31 protein-coding genes and 1 pseudogene are annotated in these 16,826 nt (G+C 51.1%); 5 read left to right on the top strand and 27 right to left on the bottom strand.

All coding sequences use genetic code 11. The annotated features are described in order from the left end of the window. Positions 1–252, bottom strand: coding sequence for a hypothetical protein (locus tag Q7F15_RS01555; RefSeq protein WP_304414960.1), 252 nt, complete (start codon positions 250–252; stop codon positions 1–3). Between the two features lie 264 nt (positions 253–516). Between Q7F15_RS01555 and Q7F15_RS01550 the strand changes: the two genes are divergently transcribed. Then, positions 517–1,272, top strand: coding sequence for a hypothetical protein (locus tag Q7F15_RS01550; protein ID WP_304414959.1), 756 nt, complete (start codon positions 517–519; stop codon positions 1,270–1,272). Positions 1,273–1,659: 387 nt separating this feature from the next. Here the strand turns inward: Q7F15_RS01550 and Q7F15_RS01545 are convergent, their stop codons facing one another. The 10 genes from Q7F15_RS01545 to Q7F15_RS01500 all read right to left on the bottom strand — a co-directional run bounded on the left by Q7F15_RS01545 (position 1,660) and on the right by Q7F15_RS01500 (position 4,889). Then, the gene (locus Q7F15_RS01545; RefSeq protein ID WP_304414958.1) at positions 1,660–1,848 is read right to left on the bottom strand and encodes a hypothetical protein; all 189 of its coding nucleotides are present in this window, start codon (positions 1,846–1,848) and stop codon (positions 1,660–1,662) included. A 37-nt stretch (positions 1,849–1,885) separates the two neighbouring features. Beyond that, the gene (locus Q7F15_RS01540) at positions 1,886–2,452 is read right to left on the bottom strand and encodes a sigma-70 family RNA polymerase sigma factor (protein WP_304414957.1); all 567 of its coding nucleotides are present in this window, start codon (positions 2,450–2,452) and stop codon (positions 1,886–1,888) included. A 21-nt stretch (positions 2,453–2,473) separates the two neighbouring features. After that, on the bottom strand, positions 2,474–2,695 hold the full coding sequence (locus Q7F15_RS01535; protein ID WP_304414956.1) for a hypothetical protein: 222 nt from the start codon (positions 2,693–2,695) through the stop codon (positions 2,474–2,476). Between the two features lie 103 nt (positions 2,696–2,798). Continuing rightward, complete coding sequence (locus Q7F15_RS01530) at positions 2,799–3,002, bottom strand: DUF6199 family natural product biosynthesis protein (RefSeq protein WP_152523432.1); 204 nt, start codon at positions 3,000–3,002, stop codon at positions 2,799–2,801. Positions 3,003–3,019: 17 nt separating this feature from the next. After that, positions 3,020–3,226 (bottom strand): XtrA/YqaO family protein, encoded by a 207-nt coding sequence (locus Q7F15_RS01525; protein WP_035295986.1) that lies wholly within the window; start codon positions 3,224–3,226, stop codon positions 3,020–3,022. Between the two features lie 203 nt (positions 3,227–3,429). Further along, on the bottom strand, positions 3,430–3,747 hold the full coding sequence (locus tag Q7F15_RS01520) for a hypothetical protein (RefSeq protein WP_304414955.1): 318 nt from the start codon (positions 3,745–3,747) through the stop codon (positions 3,430–3,432). 39 nt (positions 3,748–3,786) lie between these two features. Beyond that, complete coding sequence (locus tag Q7F15_RS01515) at positions 3,787–3,981, bottom strand: hypothetical protein (protein ID WP_304414954.1); 195 nt, start codon at positions 3,979–3,981, stop codon at positions 3,787–3,789. Between the two features lie 39 nt (positions 3,982–4,020). Continuing rightward, entirely contained in the window at positions 4,021–4,293 is a 273-nt protein-coding gene (locus Q7F15_RS01510; RefSeq protein ID WP_304414953.1) for a hypothetical protein, read from the bottom strand. 24 nt (positions 4,294–4,317) lie between these two features. After that, positions 4,318–4,554 (bottom strand): hypothetical protein, encoded by a 237-nt coding sequence (locus Q7F15_RS01505; protein ID WP_304414952.1) that lies wholly within the window; start codon positions 4,552–4,554, stop codon positions 4,318–4,320. Positions 4,555–4,622: 68 nt separating this feature from the next. After that, on the bottom strand, positions 4,623–4,889 hold the full coding sequence (locus tag Q7F15_RS01500; RefSeq protein WP_304414951.1) for a YosH family protein: 267 nt from the start codon (positions 4,887–4,889) through the stop codon (positions 4,623–4,625). A gap of 508 nt (positions 4,890–5,397) precedes the next feature. Here Q7F15_RS01500 and Q7F15_RS01495 point away from each other — a divergent pair. Together Q7F15_RS01495 and Q7F15_RS01490 are read left to right on the top strand one after the other, a co-directional pair. After that, positions 5,398–5,619, top strand: coding sequence for a hypothetical protein (locus tag Q7F15_RS01495; protein ID WP_304414950.1), 222 nt, complete (start codon positions 5,398–5,400; stop codon positions 5,617–5,619). Between the two features lie 149 nt (positions 5,620–5,768). Further along, a complete protein-coding gene (locus Q7F15_RS01490; protein WP_438286236.1) occupies positions 5,769–6,287 on the top strand; it encodes a DUF3231 family protein in 519 nt (172 codons plus the stop codon). Between the two features lie 66 nt (positions 6,288–6,353). Here Q7F15_RS01490 and Q7F15_RS01485 read toward each other — a convergent pair whose 3' ends face one another. Further along, positions 6,354–7,004, bottom strand: coding sequence for a hypothetical protein (locus Q7F15_RS01485; protein ID WP_304414949.1), 651 nt, complete (start codon positions 7,002–7,004; stop codon positions 6,354–6,356). Positions 7,005–7,016: 12 nt separating this feature from the next. Next, positions 7,017–8,786, bottom strand: coding sequence for a DNA cytosine methyltransferase (locus Q7F15_RS01480; protein ID WP_304414948.1), 1,770 nt, complete (start codon positions 8,784–8,786; stop codon positions 7,017–7,019). A gap of 64 nt (positions 8,787–8,850) precedes the next feature. On the opposite strand from Q7F15_RS01480, the gene Q7F15_RS01475 reads away from it, so the two are divergent. Next, positions 8,851–9,066 carry a hypothetical protein gene (locus Q7F15_RS01475; RefSeq protein WP_304414947.1) on the top strand — a complete coding sequence of 72 codons (216 nt, stop codon included), beginning with the start codon at positions 8,851–8,853 and terminating at the stop codon, positions 9,064–9,066. 190 nt (positions 9,067–9,256) lie between these two features. On the opposite strand, the gene Q7F15_RS20525 is transcribed toward Q7F15_RS01475, so the two are convergent. From Q7F15_RS20525 to Q7F15_RS01415, 13 genes and pseudogenes are all read right to left on the bottom strand, one after another. After that, positions 9,257–9,580, bottom strand: a complete 324-nt coding sequence (locus Q7F15_RS20525) for a Holliday junction resolvase RecU (protein ID WP_368509258.1) — start codon at positions 9,578–9,580, stop codon at positions 9,257–9,259. A 130-nt stretch (positions 9,581–9,710) separates the two neighbouring features. Further along, a pseudogene (locus Q7F15_RS20520) lies at positions 9,711–9,785 on the bottom strand (Holliday junction resolvase RecU); the annotation flags it as partial. A gap of 310 nt (positions 9,786–10,095) precedes the next feature. Further along, positions 10,096–10,254: a DUF6906 family protein gene (locus Q7F15_RS01465; RefSeq protein ID WP_304414946.1), complete on the bottom strand. Its 159-nt coding sequence runs from the start codon at positions 10,252–10,254 to the stop codon at positions 10,096–10,098. A gap of 14 nt (positions 10,255–10,268) precedes the next feature. After that, positions 10,269–10,973, bottom strand: coding sequence for a BRO family protein (locus Q7F15_RS01460; RefSeq protein ID WP_304414945.1), 705 nt, complete (start codon positions 10,971–10,973; stop codon positions 10,269–10,271). Positions 10,974–10,978: 5 nt separating this feature from the next. Beyond that, positions 10,979–11,878 carry a DnaD domain protein gene (locus Q7F15_RS01455; RefSeq protein WP_052660193.1) on the bottom strand — a complete coding sequence of 300 codons (900 nt, stop codon included), beginning with the start codon at positions 11,876–11,878 and terminating at the stop codon, positions 10,979–10,981. A gap of 166 nt (positions 11,879–12,044) precedes the next feature. Further along, the gene (locus Q7F15_RS01450; RefSeq protein WP_304414944.1) at positions 12,045–12,929 is read right to left on the bottom strand and encodes a recombinase RecT; all 885 of its coding nucleotides are present in this window, start codon (positions 12,927–12,929) and stop codon (positions 12,045–12,047) included. An 11-nt stretch (positions 12,930–12,940) separates the two neighbouring features. Next, entirely contained in the window at positions 12,941–13,879 is a 939-nt protein-coding gene (locus tag Q7F15_RS01445) for a YqaJ viral recombinase family nuclease (protein WP_304414943.1), read from the bottom strand. 582 nt (positions 13,880–14,461) lie between these two features. Further along, complete coding sequence (locus Q7F15_RS01440; protein WP_304414942.1) at positions 14,462–14,686, bottom strand: hypothetical protein; 225 nt, start codon at positions 14,684–14,686, stop codon at positions 14,462–14,464. Then, positions 14,667–14,903 carry a hypothetical protein gene (locus Q7F15_RS01435; protein WP_304414941.1) on the bottom strand — a complete coding sequence of 79 codons (237 nt, stop codon included), beginning with the start codon at positions 14,901–14,903 and terminating at the stop codon, positions 14,667–14,669. The genes Q7F15_RS01440 and Q7F15_RS01435 overlap by 20 nt, the downstream gene beginning before the upstream one ends. A gap of 67 nt (positions 14,904–14,970) precedes the next feature. Then, on the bottom strand, positions 14,971–15,105 hold the full coding sequence (locus Q7F15_RS01430) for a hypothetical protein (RefSeq protein WP_255433421.1): 135 nt from the start codon (positions 15,103–15,105) through the stop codon (positions 14,971–14,973). Further along, complete coding sequence (locus Q7F15_RS01425) at positions 15,102–15,272, bottom strand: hypothetical protein (protein WP_304414940.1); 171 nt, start codon at positions 15,270–15,272, stop codon at positions 15,102–15,104. The genes Q7F15_RS01430 and Q7F15_RS01425 overlap by 4 nt, the downstream gene beginning before the upstream one ends. After that, complete coding sequence (locus Q7F15_RS01420; RefSeq protein ID WP_304414939.1) at positions 15,266–15,901, bottom strand: helix-turn-helix domain-containing protein; 636 nt, start codon at positions 15,899–15,901, stop codon at positions 15,266–15,268. Before Q7F15_RS01420 ends, Q7F15_RS01425 begins: the two co-directional genes overlap by 7 nt. 48 nt (positions 15,902–15,949) lie before the next feature. Beyond that, complete coding sequence (locus Q7F15_RS01415; RefSeq protein WP_304414938.1) at positions 15,950–16,267, bottom strand: hypothetical protein; 318 nt, start codon at positions 16,265–16,267, stop codon at positions 15,950–15,952. A gap of 124 nt (positions 16,268–16,391) precedes the next feature. Here Q7F15_RS01415 and Q7F15_RS01410 point away from each other — a divergent pair, with 124 nt between their 5' ends. Next, the gene (locus Q7F15_RS01410; RefSeq protein WP_304414937.1) at positions 16,392–16,628 is read left to right on the top strand and encodes a hypothetical protein; all 237 of its coding nucleotides are present in this window, start codon (positions 16,392–16,394) and stop codon (positions 16,626–16,628) included. Here the strand turns inward: Q7F15_RS01410 and Q7F15_RS01405 are convergent. Beyond that, positions 16,617–16,769, bottom strand: coding sequence for a hypothetical protein (locus Q7F15_RS01405; RefSeq protein WP_304414936.1), 153 nt, complete (start codon positions 16,767–16,769; stop codon positions 16,617–16,619). The genes Q7F15_RS01410 and Q7F15_RS01405 overlap by 12 nt on opposite strands. Between the last annotated feature and the right edge of the window lie 57 nt (positions 16,770–16,826).

Genomic DNA, 16,826 nt, shown 5'->3' with positions numbered 1-16,826 from the left:
CTAACGAGGAAACTGTAACATTGCTGAGATCAACTGAAGCAGAAAACCAAAGGTTACAAACGCGAAACCAATTCTTGAAAGTCTAACTCTGGTCTCTTTTCTCCCCTCAGCAACTTGCCCTTTTCCACTCCATGGAGAATACGTCGAGAGTGTAATATTTTCAGAAGTATCTCTTGGAGAGCCAATAAATAGTAAAAGAGCACCAACAAAAGCAAAAATCAAACCAATCAGATTGATAGACCACGCCCACATACCTTGCCCACCTCCTGTACCAATATTATACAATCGACAGATGATTTCAACTCCCCACTTCCTTCGGCAGGGGCCTCGGTCGCGAGCCAGCCCACACCCGCTGCGGACATGGGGAAAAGAGGCTCGCACTCGGCGTGAACGATCCCCCCCGCTGGATGCCGTATGGCTCATGTGTCGTGGCAAGAAGCCTCCACGATGATTTCTCTTGTCTAGTTTTTTTGTAATAGGTAAAATGTTACAAGTGATTCATAGGAGGTTTTTTAAATGGACAACCATGACAACCACGACCTTTTTAAGGAGATGTATTACTTCGAACATGAGCGTAGAGAGACCATTAACGGGCGGATAAGTCTTCCGATTGGGGTCCTGCCAATCTTAATTGGTGCAGGATTATATTGTCTTGATACTCAAGATGAAGTCAGCTTAGGTAATTGGACTTGCTTATTTCACATTTCTTTGACTCTTTACTTTTGTTCGTTAACTGTTACGACTTATTTTCTCATGAGGGCATATTTGGGTTATAAATATAGTTATCTCCCTTTGCCTTCTGAAATCGATAAATACTCAAAAGATTTGATGGATTATTTTGATAATGTTCCAGAATCAGAAAGGGTTCAATTAGTCCATCAAAAAGTGCGGATTTATTTAGAAGGTCTATATAGAGATAACACATCCTCTAACATGATTGAAAATGAACGAAAGTTACAGTTTCTATGGCGGGCCGGGTACTTCTTCATCATCTCCGTGGTCATTGGTGCTGTTATGGGCTTTTTGTACTTTGCTGGGAAAGAAGACAATTTGAAAAAACCGACGAAAGTCGAAATCGTTAACCAAACTGAATCAAATTTTTCAGTGAGAGGAGGTGAGCAAAAGATGGGAGATAACAACCAAAGGCCGAGTTCTTCCCCAACTTCAAGTGCCTCGCAGAAACCGGAACCGAAGCCGCCAGCACCAAGAATTATCAACGAAAACTTTGAAAGGATTCCAGATCGTCCACCAACAAAGCCGAACTCACAGTAAACTAACTGGGATGATAAGTCCAAACTTATCATCCCTCTATATTTGTTTTCAAAATTTGTTCATCATACAAGAGCTACAACAGGCTTCTTTCGATATTTCGGCATTGATTCTCCCTCCAAAACAAAAGCCAACCGGTTAACCGCGTCGCAAAGTATTAGCGTCTTGGTTTCCGAATGGCTTTTTGTTTTTTTCGATGCAGGCAAGGATTTGCACCTTGCAGACATTTGTTCATCGGTGTCATAGGCGGGACACATCCTACCCGAGCCGTCACATGCACCCTCTTGCGTCTACCTATTCCGCCACTGCATCGTTGAGGAAGGGGTTCTCGTGAAAGAAAAAGCTCCTTTCACTTATAAGTGGCTTTCGTGTGACAAAAATAGTGCTTTTTCAACTCAGCCACTTAGAAAACAGGTAGATTCCTCCCAACATGACGGCGGCGCTCAAAATCCCCCGCATCCACCTTGGCGTCAGCGTGTTTACCAACGCCAGGGCAACAGCAATCCCTACTGCAAATACCCCCAACTTAACCGCCGCAGTCGTTATCCACGGCGCATTTGCACTTAAATCTAATGCCATAAGATCACCCTCCACCCCTTATATCGACAAAAACAGCTTATCCCACTAGGAATAAGCTGTTCATCAGTCGCTCAGATATTTTCGCCTGCGCGCGTTTGATATGCGTCGCCACGCTGCTTTTGCTGATCCCGAGTAAATTGGCAATATCCTCGTAGGAGAAGCATTCGCCGTGCGCCAATACATAGCACTCCCGTTCCCTCTCGCTCAGGACGCACAGCGCGTCCTCAATCTGCTGCCTTTCCCACTCCGTCAAGTTCGCCGGACTGCCGGCCGTGCTGCGAGCGACGAACGCTTGCATCCGGATCGGGTCCATAAGCCGTACCCGCTGATTAGCAGCGCGCCGCTCAATTCCCCGTCGGTTCCCCGGACGCCGGCCAGTCTCCAGCCACTCAATCACATACTCGACGTCGCTGATCATCTCGCCGATGATCTGACGCTCGCTTTTATTTTCGTCTCCATTCGATGTGGTTTTTGCCTTCCCTGTCTTCTTTTGAGCTTCTTCAAGACGAACAATTCTATCCGTATCGTCGTGCTCTTTCAGACGACGCTGAATGCATTCCAGCGCCTTCCTGGTCTCTTTGTACTCCTTCAGCAAATCCTGCATGAGAACCCCTCCCCAATGCGTCTATTTGCGTCTGTTACCTCGATCTTTGAGGAACCGTCGCGGCCCGACGTCCCCCATTAGGCGCCGCACCTCGTCGAACGTCAACACATCTGCCGGCTTCCCGCGTGCCCGCGGCGGCTGTTGCTGCAGCCGTTCCCTTGCACGCTCCAGGTGCTCAGCAAAACTGATCGGCTCTTTCTCTTTCCTCTGCTTGTACTCCAAAATGTCCCTGACCTTTGCCACGGCTTGTCCTTCTTTTTCCGGCAAAATAAAAGAGGACGCCAGAACACACCCATATTGGGTGATAGTTCTGACGCCCTCCCGTATCTCGGTATCAGGCAACGATTCAGTTAATTTGAGCGAGAAAATACAACAGTGTACTTGAAAAGGCCAGGATTCCAAAAACTCTGATGAACAAAAAGTATACTGGCGAAGGATTCCTAGTTGCCTTCCAACCACCAAATGTTTTCCAGAAGGCTCGTGGTTTTAATGCAATAAAAGCGGTTAACGCAAGCCAGATTACATAAAAGATTACCGCTACTATTTCCACCGGCCTTCCCCCTATGTCTAGAACAACTCACTTTCCCGGTAATCCACCTTGGCAATCTTTCCCTGACTTGATTTTACCACGGTTTCGCCGTGTGGCACCAGTGGTACGAACTTGGCTTTTCCTTGTTTCGGATCCACCAGGATCATGGCCGGCTCTTTTCCCACTGGGACCGTGATCGTCATTGTTTGTATATCGATTTTTAGTTCCTTGGCTCGTGTGCTCATCTTCCATTCCCCCTCGCGGATTGCCCGTGGTATAATTTTCTAGGACGGCTTTTCCATGGCTCCCAGCAGGGGGCTATTTTTCTATGGAGGTAACATATGCCTGAATATAGTCTCCTTGACGCGGATAACAAGTCACTTTCCGTCGTTCTCTTTTTTGGTGTGGTTTTTGCGATTCTCTTGTTCTACAGATCAAAAAAGTAATTTTAAGGTTCATCCCTCGCCAGACGCGGCCAGTTCACATGCGGCGTGTAATAGTCGCATTTGGCCGATTGGCCTCCCCGCGGCACTTCAACCAGCGCCCGAGGAATTAACGCGCGCCGCTGCCCTTTCAGTTGGCTAGGAACCGTTCCAAGCGGCATTTTCCAAACCGCATTTTCTCCCGGCATGACGATGGCCACCACTTTTCCCTGCTTGCTCTTTGTTATGCCGGATGCTCCCCTTGCCCACTCCACCGTGTCGCCGACGGCGTAGTCCAAGTGGTAAGTCGTTTTGCCGTGCGTGAATTCTGTTTTGTAGTGCATGCTTTATCCTCCCCTTTACTCCCGAAATACTGTGTTAAGTCAATCGTTTTGGCTGACAACTATCAGTGAATCAACCGGATAGTATGCCAAGTGACCAAACGGCAATTTCGGCCCAACAGGCCACTGAACAAACGCGCGACCTGTCTTGGAAATCTTCACGACTTCCCCGTACTTGAGTACATCATCTTTCTTGTGGTGAACAATATCACCCTTCTTTACCTGTGTCTTATTCATCCCGATCCCTCCTTTTGTCACAGGTAATGTTGTGTTAAATCAGTCGTTCCAGCAAATGCATAGTGGTTTCGTGTATGTGAAATCGGATCCGAGCGTTTCCGAGATGAACTCTCGAAATGTCATTCGCTTGTAACTGCCATTCACTTGTTCGAAATTACCAATTTCATCAAGTGAAACCTCCTCAACTTCGTCCATCGTTACGGCATAATCAGCTCCGCCACGTTCATTGTGATCCGCCAATGCTTCATCTGCCGTCCTAGCAATGATGTACTCCGGGTAATCGTCGTTAACCTTGAACAACTTGAAATCCATCATTATCCCTCCGTTTTTCTTTAATTACCGTTTAGTTTCGTGTGTTGCCTTGTCCTTGGTATACGCTCCGAATGGAGTCAGCCGGTACTGCCCCCGCACATCAGGTTTCTTCTCAGCCAACCCCTCGCGAATCAATACCTTTAGTGGCAGATTGACGTATGATGCCGTGTGGTATCCTATCTTGCTTGCGATCTGCGCCGGCGTCTGCCACCCATTGGTCAGTGCCAGCAGTACGGCCTTTTGTTTTTCGGTCAGTCTCATATCGGTCTTGCCTCCCTGAACTTTTGTGATCCAGGAGCAGCCGCAGACGGCCGCTCCCTATATCGCCCTTACAACAGCCCAGAGTCAATCAGAAGCACTTCGCTCTTCTCTCTGTGGAACTTGTCCAAAGTCTCGGGAACCGGCATAAAGTCTCCGTCCTCCGACTCGCTTCTGGCAAACTGGATAAGCGCGTAATCCCGATCCACTTCCTTGATCTCTTCGCGCAAAGTGCCGTCGTCATCGGCTACTTGCTCCACATAGATTTCAATCGCCTTCTCTACCGTTTCCGCTTTCACCAAGGCGTAATATGGAGAATGGATTTCAAAGTATTTCATGGTTCTTTCCTCCCTTATCTGAGTAACTATTTTGTAAAATTAGAGGTCTAGTCACCTTTGATGTCAAACTAAATCAATCATGCGTAATCAGGTGGGTGAATCGATTTGACAAAGGTTCCTGTTGTCATTATTTTTCTTCTTAATTTTGTGATTGGTGTCCCAGCGTATCTCGTATTACAAATATCTGGTGTACTTTTCTTTGGAATCGGATTATTTGGTCCACCTCTCCATCCACCTGCATTTGAATATCGTGCCCTTGGAGTTTTGATAGCTGTAGGGTATTTATGTCTACCGTTACTGGGAACAAAGTGGTTGATTTCCGACTCCCCTTACAAATTTGAGTATTGGGTGGCATCCCTTTTTAGTTTCGCTGTGGGGGTGATGGTTAGTTTTATCATCTCGTGAGCAAGTTTTCACGTTACACATCTTGTTAAACACCTTAGACTTGCTCCCCTATGCAATCCCTCCAATTTGGGAACACTATACAGTGTTAGGAGGTCGAAATAACATGGGGGCTAATGAAACCAAGAAAACTATGCGGTTTTGGATATTTTCAGGTATTGTTGCAATCGTCGCTTCACAGTTGCCACTATTACTGAAAAAAAAGCAACTCGACAATCAAGCACAGCAGCAACAACAAAAAAGACCTTGGTGGATAAAGTTGCTTATATGGGCACTTATAGCAGTTACAATTCGGATTATTATTTGGTTGTTCAACTTTTTTACTTAATCCATCCCCCCATTTAACAAATTGAAACTTGTATAAAATTCCCATAATAAATCTCGAGCTCCCTGTAAAAGATAAATTCGGGTTAAATCTTTAAAGTAAGGAGAACCCATATGGATCTTACAACTCTAATCAATGCTGGGAGGACGGTTATGGGAATTTTAAGCGGAAATCCACAAAACGAGCCAATGCATTACGGTGAAGTCTTTGGCGTTTGGAGTTACCTTACCGTAACCAAAGGATTGTTGGCAGGTTATCAAACATTCATTAACCACACTGGCGACAAGGATTTAAGAACATTTCTTGAAGACTTAACGCAAAATATGAAGCAGGAAATCGAGCAAATTGAAAATTTACTTAAAATCAACGGAATTGGTTTACCACCCTCTCCACCAGAACGTCCAACAGCAACTTTAGAAAGCATCCCTGTTGGTGCAAGGTTCAATGATCCAGAAATTGCAGCTCGTGTATCTTTAGATATTGCTGCTGGATTAGTATCATGCAGCCAAATTATGGGACAGTCAATTCGTGAAGATATTGGGATGATGTTTGGTCAATTCCATATGTCGAAAGCAACATACGGAGCCCGACTGTTACGTATTAACAAAGAGAAGGGATGGTTAGTTCCTCCACCACTTCATCTGCAAACACCCGAACCTGCCCATGTATAAAGATTTTCAAGAAGGCTACCCTAGACTTTGGGTGGCCTTTTGTCTTTTTACATGATGAGCATTGTGTTAAATTACCATCCGCATTTGTAACTCCGTTCGTGGTTTAAACGGAATCCACTGTTCTCCGTACCCCTGCAGCCACTCCTCGATCGATTTCCGCCGGTTGTACTCGCTGCGCGGAATCCAAGTTGTGCTGTCGCCGCTCACGGCCTGCGCGTATGGTTCGAACCACTCCGGCCTCCACATTCCGAGAATGTGTACACTAGCCCGAACTTCATGGTCATAGAACAGGTGGTCAAGATACGCCCGCCGCTGCTCTGCCGTCATAGGCACCGTTCCGCCGATCGCCACCCTTTTCTCCTGCAGGAGTTGAACGTCTCCACCTGGCTGAAGGACGGGGATCGGATCATATCCGCGCCGCCTCATGTCCTGCAAATACCACGCTGTCGCCTCTGGATCGCCGATCTCGTCATACTGCAGGTATTCGTCCTGGCTTCGTGCGTATCTGTCAAGGTAAGACCGATACCGGTGGTAGGCGACAGCATCCTCGCTGAATGTGCCCGGGTCCCAAATTACCCGCCGGCGTGGCAGGTACCCGGCGAGCCAGGCGGGGTACTTTCGGAGCAGAGTGACAGATAGCAACCAGTAAGGTATAGGATCGGCGGCGGCCGCCAGGTGCTTGCGGTTCACGCCAGCAACGTAAATTGTCCGAAACATGGTCGTCACCACTCAATGCACGACGTTCATTACATCTTCATTCCCACCATGAGGAGCAACCCAAATTTCCTCTGCAGCCATCAGCCATGTTCCGTCCTGTGCCGCCAGCAGTGAACGCAGCATTGTCTCTGCGATGGCCTGGGCGGTTGCTGGAGGAACAGCGTTCCCGATCCGTTCCCGCCATTTAGCGTCGTTGTTGCCGACCAGTTCGAACGGTGTACCGTCGGTCAGGTGTGTAGGGAACCCCTGCAGCATGGCCAGCTCGTATGTCGTCAGCGGCCGGTGCCAGGTGCCGTCCTCCGCGATGATCACCCATACGCCACGTTCGGAATCGTCGGGAATCCGCGGATCGGCGACCGCCGCGGCGCCGGCGTGGATGTCACCGCTGCCGATCACGGTCTTTGCAGGCTCGTCCCAACGTTGTACACCTAACGTACCGGATCGCGGCGCGCAGCCGAGGCGGGGGTCGGCTATGCTTTGAGCACCTGACTGAATATCTGGCGTTCCTGTCACTGTGCTGGCCGGGCCCTCCCAGTCAAGCACCTGCCGTTTGTTCGTATATCCCTTCGCTACTCCCAATCTCGGGTCAGCGATGCATGGAGCTCCGTTGTTTGGCCGGGCTGCACCGGTCACCGTGTTCGCGGGTTCATCGAATCTGAGTACCCGGTAGATCGCCCCGTGCGTCCCTTCTTTGAACCCGGTTCGTGGATCCGCGATCGACACCGGGGCATTCATGATCCTGCCGGCAGCCCGGATGGTCTGAGCCGGCTTGTCCCATTCCTGGACGCCGTACCCGCTCGGAAACATGTTTTCCAGCGTCAGGCGCGGGTCCGCAACTGCCTGTGTCCCGTTGCTTCGCCCGAATCCTGCAGCACCGGTCACCGCACCGCTTGGCTGATCCCACTCACCGACCGCCATTGCTCCTTTGCGCGGTTCGTACTGGATCCGGTAATTCTCCCATTCGATCTTTTCCAGGTCCTGCCAGTCACCGCCGGCCGGGATAAGCGCCAGGCGCACCCAGGTTTTCCACTGCAGCCGCGGCAGCCGGTGCATTTTGCCGCCGGCCGGATCATCCGGCAACGGTAGAGGTCCCAGCACTTCGCCGATTGCCCGAACGCGGCGGACAGGCGGCTTGTAGACGAAATTCGGAAGTTTCTGGGGGTTTCGGGCGATGAGAAGGTATCGTTTTCGGTGCTGGGCCAGCCCGCCGATTTCGCCGCAGTCATGGCTTTCGTCCTGAAATACATACCCGTATTTTGTCAGCAGCCGCTTGATTTCTTTCAGCAGTCGGTCCCCGCGCGTCTTGATTCGGGGTACGTTCTCCAGGAGGAACAGCGCCGGCAGATCGTCTTGAAATGCTTCCAGGCAGAGTTGCATCCCCCTGACTGTCAACTGGTTAAGGGCTTGATACTTCTTCGTTTTCGCTGACTTCTCCGGAAGCAAACCGGAGAAGCCTTTGCATGGCGGGCTGGTGAAAACGATGTCCGGAGCCTGCCCGCCCGTAGCTTTCCAGATGTCGTCAGGGGTCGCCTCCCTCCATTCCGCCGGCGGCTCTTGACCGTGAAAATCGATGTACTGCTGGCGACTGAACAGATCCATCTGCACCGCCGGCGCACCAGTGATCCGCTCGAAATCTGCGCACGCCTCCGGGTCGCAGTCGATTCCAGCCAGCGTTTCAATACGCCCGACGACGCCCCGCCACTCTTCCCGAGCCTGCTGGAAGCCAAGGGCACCGCCTCCAATACCGCAAAACAGGTGCAGCGATGTAAAAGTAGTCCGCATCGTTAACCTCCATCCTTTTTTGTCCCAACTGGTTGTGTTACGCTTCCAGAAGGAGCGTGATCGCATGGAAAAGTCGTTCTATTACGCGGTCCCCTGGCAGGAAGTCAGCTACCTGCGCGAAGCCCTAGCCGCTCTGGAGATTCCGTTTGTCCTTGAGCAGGATGACCAGCTGGAGTTGAACCCCGGCGAAGTAGCTTTTGTGTTCCCCAATCTCCCCATCAGGCAGTTCCGCCACGTTTATGAGTTGTTCGGTCAGGCCAGCCGGCTGTATCCTCAGTAGCTGATTCACCTATCACATCACTTACTCCCGTTCCACGCCGGCCGTCCGCCGCCGACTTTGTAATTGTTCACTCCAGCAGCCGTGCTGTTTTGCCGAATCCACTTATAGACTTCCGTCCGAATGAATGGGAACGGCGTTGGTTTGCGCTTTGATTGTGCGTTGCTCATCTTCCACACTCTCCCTGAAGCTTTTATGCCGCGCCTTCGCCGATCAGCTTGTCCACGTGGACCAGATAGTCCAGGGCTGCCCGTTTGGTTTTCTCCACGGCGTAGGCGTAGTAGTCGAAGTCCTCCCGCGGGATACTCTTCCGCCCGCCGTTCTTCGCATGCAGCAGGTAGTGCCGAACGGTCGCAAACGGCACGAAAAACACTTCATGCGACTTGGCAAACTCGATCAGAAAGAAGCAGACTGCCCCTTGTTTCTCGGCTTTCTCCAAATGCTCGATCTGGTGCGGCTCGATGTTGTCCAACGGAAACCGGGTTTCCTCCCTGGTGCTCTTCGCCTCGAAGTAGATGGCCCGGCCGCGGTAAACACCGTCGTAATCGACCGTTGACTTCTTCTCGAACGTCGCAAGGAAGTGGAAGCCCTGCCGGCGTCAATGGCTTCATAGGCGTCGGCCGCTTGTGTATCAACGCAATTCCGGCTTTCTCGTACTGAAGATTCGTGAAGTTCAGCAGGTCCTCAAAGGCTTGGCCGCGGTTGGCTTGGCTAACTTTCATCCTCATGATCTTCTGCCGGCCCTCCTTCTCCTGTTCCTCGTTTTAACCGCATTCGCTGCGCTCGTTCCCGTAGTGCCTGGCGTTGTTCATCGGTCAATTGCCGCGGCGCCGCGAAGCGAATCTGTTTCTCGGTCAATTCCGCCCGTACAGCCACGACCTAGCCGTCCTCCCCGGTCTCTACCGGTTGAATATCGACGATAGACGCCAACCGCCGGATATGCTTCGGAACGTTAGAGTATGCCGTCCATACGTCAGTCTCGCGGTTATAGACCAGTACGGTCTCCTGTTCCGCCATCGTGTACCTCACGCTCTACGCTCCTTTCTGAAACACTCGCACCGAGCCTGTTTGCCGGTGAACGATGACTATCTCTGCAGGAGTGTCCCTCTCAACAAACCAGTTGCTTGGATTCAGCTTGTGTTGCTCGATTACTTTCTTCTGGGCCCGTGTCGGGCGTTTTGGCTGCTTCATGATCGCTCCTCCTCCTACGCCGTCCGTCTTGGCATCCAGGCTTCTACGTAGCGAAGTACCTGCTGCAGCTCGGACCGGCGTACGTCCCGATAGCTGGGCACTCCCCAACGATCTTTAATCTCCCGATACAGTTGGCGGAACAATTCGCGGCGCCGCTGCGGATCGCTCTCCACCTCGTAGACCCGGCGGGCAACTGCCTGCTGCAGAATGCGCTGCTCTCCGTGGTCGATAGTGATTTGTTCTTCGACCTTCTGCTCCAGCTCCATCAGCTTTTGGCTGTGGGTTTGGGTGATAGATTTAACCTCCTCCATCTCCTCCGCCAATTCTGCCGTCAGCTTGAGAGATTGTATCAGCGCCTGGCGTTCGCTGAGGGGGACTACTTTGCTTTGATCGACAGCGTATGCTCCGGTCTTCCGGATCGCCGGTATAACCTCGTGAGTAATCCAGCGCTTGAAGGCTTTTGCCTCTGGTTTGCGGCTGGTCAAGATGAGTGAGTACAGGCCCGGCTCGTTAACCAGCCATACCTCCCTGTTTTGACCTGATACAAACATTGTTTGGGTCAGCTTCTCATCGTCATCCAGCCGACGGATTGCCGTACTGGTATCGCTGTGATCCAGTACCTCGCACACATCACGGGCCACGAACCAAGGTTCACCATCCCGCAGAACAACTCGTACCTGCTTATCCTGAAAACTGAAAACGTTTTGAAGTGCTTGCATGTTTGTCACCCTCCCGCTGTTTGTTGTTTGGCTCGCAGTTTCGACAATAGACCACTTAACTCAGGGTCATCCTTAACGCCCATAGGGGTCCCCGTTTCGATCCGATCACCCTGGCGCTGCTGCCATTGCACTGAGGCCGGAAGCTTGTCCTCAAGAGGCGTAACTCTCCTCGCCGTTCTTTCCTCTCGCCGGCGTTTAATGGCTACTTTCTCTGCTTCCACGGCTTCCAGGGTCTTATATCCCTTGTTCAGCCAGTCCTTGAGGATAGAAGTTACATACGACCATCTTGTTTGATTTTGTACCAATGCTCTTTTCATCGCTTCTACGACGAGCTGATCTCCCATCTCCTCGCACCACTGTGTCATGTCCTGGACAATGAAAGGACTCATGACCCCGAAGTTGTTTTGATAAAAGGTGAATGGGTCGTCACCGGTTACAGCAGCAGATTCTTTTGTTTCGTTTTGTTTAGTTTCGTTTAGTTTAATAATGGATGCGGTTTGTGACGCACTTTGTGTCGCGGTTTGTTCTCGGTTTGTGATGCGGTTTGTGTCGCTTAAACCGACGCAATGGTCTATCTCGTATGTTTGTGATGCGGTTTGTGACGCACTTTGTGTCGTTTTTTCAGACGCAAACGGAATGATTCTGTACACGGCTGATTGTTGGCCTGACCTGCTTCTAAACTCAATTCTCCCGGCTTGTTGAAGGCGATGGCGTGCCCTGTTGACCGCATCCTTCTTTAACCCTGTTTTTACAGATAGGGTCGATATGGCTACCGCAAACTCTGGTACCCATCCAGCCTTGTTGTTTATGTGCATCAAGGCATGCCATAAAACAATCGCTGAATCAGGTATTGGGTTTGTTTCGAGCCAATCGTAGAAGGCGTTGATCTCCTGAATGTAGTTCAACCGTTTTCACCTCGCCTTTCAGCCAAAACCCTGTAGTTTTTGATCTTGAGGGGCTTCCACCCCGGATACCGACTGGACATATATGCGACTGCATAACGCTTGAGAGTTTCGGCATTAGTGAATGTCTGGTACAAATCCGGGAGTGGAAACCATTGCGTCCGTTCGTTCATCTCGATCCAAACAATGAGTCAATCTCAGCAGGATCAAATTCTGCCGATGCTTGATGATCTACCTGGCTTTCTTCTGATGGTTCGTTTGTTTCAGAATCTGGCCCCGGTTCGTCATCGATAACCTGGAAATCCGTGTCGATCACGACGGGATTCGTTTCAGCGGCTACATTCTCTTGTGGCTCGGATTCTTCGTTATATGCTTGCTGCATCTCAATGGAGAGAATGCCCCACTTGGAAAGCATGTTGCGGATGACGGTCTTCTTTGCCATCGCGTCGTAATCGTTTTTCCAACCGAAATCACTCTTTGAAAACTTCTTCCGATGTGCTTCAATCTGTTCTTTCGTCCAGTACACCGTCTTGCGGAATCCGTTGATCAATTCGAAGTAGCCGGCGTAGCCAATAATGGAATCCGACTTTTTCTTTTCAAAATCGATGATCAATTCTTCTGTAAGTGGATTCCACTTCTGCAGTTCGCCCTGGTGCACTTCAAGCACATTGATCGCCTTGTACTTGGCCGTTCGGAGAGCCAATTGGATGTAGCCCTTGTACCCCAACTGAAACTGTGCGATCTGCCGTCCCGATTTGTCTTTGTACGGCACCACCCAGGCGTAGCCAAGGTTTTTATCGATGGGTAGGTCCAATGTTGCGGCTACCATTGCCGACGAAATGACACTCATCGGTTCACACTTCTGCAGGTACCCATCGGACGCATAGAGATTCACAATGCTGCTCATGAACTGAGGTGCACGCTTATCCAGGATCTCTTCAAAGCGCTTTTTGATACTTGGTGAATCCAAAATCGACTTGATCGCAGCGGTTGGTGATGGTGTTTTACTCGTGCTATTTTGTAGCTGGTTTTTCAGGCTTGCGTTTGTCGCCATGTCTTTCCCTCCTATGCCGTAGGCTTGATTCCAAACCGACGGGAGACGGATGATTTGAGATACTGCTTGTAGATGTCGGGCCGCTCCTTCGCCAGTCTTTTGCTATCCACTCGCTCGGACGTGACTGTCTTCCACGTGACAATGTGATTTTTGGCAACGCCGATTTCGTTCTCACCTAGCAGGGCTTTCAGCTTGTTTTCCAACTCGCTTACACGTTCGTCCGCTGCCTTTTGGTGTGCCTTCGCCTCTTCCAACTCAGCAATAAGTTGATCGGCCTCTGACGGTAAGTGAACCTCGTTGTTATTGCCAACGGGATACATCTTGTTCAGTAGTTCCGTGGAAGCTGCCGAGCCATCCATCTCTGGCGGCACCTGCGGTACGACGTGATTGTTCCAGAAGTCAGATTCAATCTGGATGATCTGCTGGATCAGCTCGTCGTCGCGCTCGATCTTCTTGTACACGAACTTGTTGCCGCCAATCAGCACCGCGATCCACCAGGCATCGTACCCGGTTACCGCCATATAGTGCTGGCACTGGAGGAGGTACGGCGCCGGCACTTCTTCGCCTTCCCATTCCGCCTTGAGGTATTCGCTGGCCGTCTTACACTCCAGGCCGGCTTTTTGCCCTACGATAAGCCGGTCGACATTGGCAATCATGAACGGATAATCCGGATGCTGCAGGATTTGATTGCAACGTCTTACTTTCAAGCCGGTTCGTAGACTGAACTCTTCAGCGACGAGGGCTTCTTGTTTTGTTCCCCAGTAGGCCGCCTCGCTTTGCGCTTCTTCCAAAGGAGCTTGTCCCGTTTTTTCAAGCCACACCTGAACAGGTGACTTCCATTTGCTCAGGCCGGCGATTGCTGCAGCATCGCTGCCGCCGATGCCTTTGGTACGGAGTTTCAGCCAAATCTCACGGTCCATGTCTTTCGTTGATGCGATGGCAACTGCCATGGTATCCCTCCTCTTGATTTATGAGGGCCGATAAGCTACGATTGAAGTGATTCCCAATCGTGCATTATCGACCGAGACTCTGCGCTGCCACGCAGGGTCTTTTACTTTTTGTACTTAGGCAAGCATTTGCCGCAGACAGCTATTCCCGTCATTTGTCCAGGTCTCTGCGGATCTACACTCGTGAGGATCTGTTGCTCCTTGCTTTGGCAATCCGCGCAACCACCATGCTTAACATCAGCCATCTTACCCCTCCTCTCGTTAGTCACGAGGCCGCCGCCGGCCCAACCTACACCGGCAGCCGTTGCGGCTCCGATGGCCGCCCCCGTTTTGACCTCGTATGTAGTAGCTGCAGGGCGGGCAGGGAATCGAACCCTGCAAACAGTTGACTAGTCTCGTTTTCCTGGTAACCCGCTATTGCGGTCTATAGGTTTCCGCGCAACTGTTGAGGTATGACTCATGCGTCTACCCTTTCCGCCACCGCCCTGGGAGGTTCGACCTCCGTGGAAGCATCGACCCATGGGACAACTGGCTGACAGATTTTTGGTCTTATAGTCGATGCCCCCACGCAGGCCGAAGCCCGCGTTATTTCAAAAGGCGTCTGGCCTGTTCTCTTACCCCGTCAACGAACTCCTCTGGCGCCATGGTGGCTTTCATGTCCACCAGGTACTCCAGTTCCTCGATCACGTCCCGGACCGTCCATTCCAGGTCGTCGCGGTCATCGTCGAACGCGATTGGATGCAGCAGCCGTTGCCTGATCGGTTCGGTTCGCTCGACGTATTGCGGGAAATCAAGCAGTTGCTCGGGCATTCCGTATCGCCTCCTGCAGCGCGGCGAGCTCTCGGGCCCGCCACTCAATTTCGTAAGCGAGATCGCGCTTGTGAGCGTACAGCTCCTCGCGCAGACGTTTCAGTTTGACGTACTCCACATCCACCGCGCGCCATTTGTCGTCTGCTTCGCGGCGCATTTCTTCGAGGTTTTCCAACTCCCGCTGAAGGTCAGCGATTTGAGAAGAAAGAGGTTTCATGGGCTTGTCCTCCTTTATGAAGCTGTGGTACGCTACCAGTGACCAATATTTTTGAAGCGTCTATCTCTTAGGCGCTTTTTTCTTTTTCTGCCTTCAGATGAAGCTCGACCATTTCCCCGATCGTGATCACATTTCGACCAAGGGGTCGGTCCGCGTCGCAAACCAGTTCGATCACTCCTGCTGCTGTCGTCAGGTCCTTCATGCCTCTTTCTCCCCCCTCGCTTCAAGGTATTGTCGGTTCAGGATCAAACGATTGCGGTACTCTTTTAATGCCCTGCGCCCGCCCGGGTACTTGGACGCTGCTGCTGCATCGTGGACAAAGTGCTTTTCGTGAGCTTCCTGCGCCAGTCGGTTCCAGTCCTTCAACATCGGCTTGTCCCTCCCATCATCAACGCTTCCTGCCTCTCCCGGCGCATCAACTCGCGCGGATCACTGACGACGATTTCCAAGGCCCGAGCTTCTGCAAGCCAGTTATGCTGATGTATCACCGGGTCGATGCCATATCTCTCGTCCATCAAGATATGAACGTCGTCTCCAGCTTGGAAAAGGTCCTCGATCTGCTTGCCGAGATGCATCAATATCCGTTCATCGTCTTGCGTTATCGGCTGCCACGGGCGCCGGGTTCGCTCCCACTCGATCACGGCTTCCGCTTCTTTGATCACGTCCCGACACTGTTTGATCAGATTATTGAGTGAGACCGTCAGGCTACCCATCAGACGTGGATCAGTTGGCGGCGGAGCATCGCCGTACAAGTGCTTGAGCATCCGAATTGCGTAATGGTTGCCGCAAGCTTGAACGAAGTCCTCGGCGTCCTCCCGCATCGGAGTGGTCCGACCGTTAATCACATCTGACACCCACCTGGCCGACCGGCCGATCTTCTTTCCGAGCGTTTCGTACGTCAACTGTTCGCCTGTTCTTTGGTGGCGAAACGCGTACTCGCAGATGTCATGTATCCGCGACCGTGAATACAGCGAGATTGGTTCGTTACTGTTCCCCATCTGTTCCCCTCTTTTCTACATGGTTTTCAAGGTACGATGATATTGTGCTCATCTTCCACACTCTCCCTCGGCTTGCTGAGGGAATCTCTTTTTATCCAGGTAGTCCACGAACAGCCGAGCTGCGCGGGCAGTGATGCTTCCTTTGGTCACCATACCTAACGGTCCGTAGTCCTCAATCCAAAGTTCAGTAAAACTTGTTAACTCAGGACCGTTCACAACCAGCACCGTTCGGGAGCAAACGCCATAAGTCGGCTCGGTCGTTTCGTCAAGCAGGATGACCGGATCGGCTCCCTTTGCTCTCAAGTCATTGATGTGCGCCGTCAGAACACTTTCCAGTTCCAGGAAAGCGATAACCTGTTCAGCCATTGGGTTCACCTCCTTTTTTCGTTGGTAGGACTTTCCACCCACTCCGTCGAATCTGTTTGTCGGAAGAACGTGAACTTTGGCGAGTGGCGTTCTTCTGAGATGGGATACGGAAGGGGGGTTGTAAGTGAAAAGCGATTTCGAATCCTTTAAATCTTACTTCCAATCAATGTATGCAGCTGAATTCATTGAATCTGCAAAGGAGACGATTCACAAGGAACTGAAGGAGCTAGCTGATGAGAGCGGCAAGGTTAGTACAAATAAAATGGTTCTAGCCCTTAGTTCCGCAGTGTTTAAGATCAACATGGAATACACTTTAAAAGCTTTAGAGGCTTACCATGATTGGCAAAAATCAAGCGAATGACTCTTCAATGTGTTGGTTTATCCGCTTGATCATTGCTTCAGCAAGTTTATCAGCCGTCGCGTCGTTGGCGGCTCTCTCTTCCATAGCAACCTGGATTTCTTCCCGCACAATCTCGCGGATGCGTTGCTCGGTCAGTTCCATGCTTTCACCTCTTTTATTGGAGTTGTCCACCGGTTCCAGTGTTGACCGATGCCATGA

The organism is Brevibacillus aydinogluensis (assembly GCF_961514395.1).
GTDB classification, from domain to species: domain Bacteria; phylum Bacillota; class Bacilli; order Brevibacillales; family Brevibacillaceae; genus Brevibacillus; species Brevibacillus aydinogluensis.
This window is presented reverse-complemented; position numbering and strand designations above follow the sequence as displayed.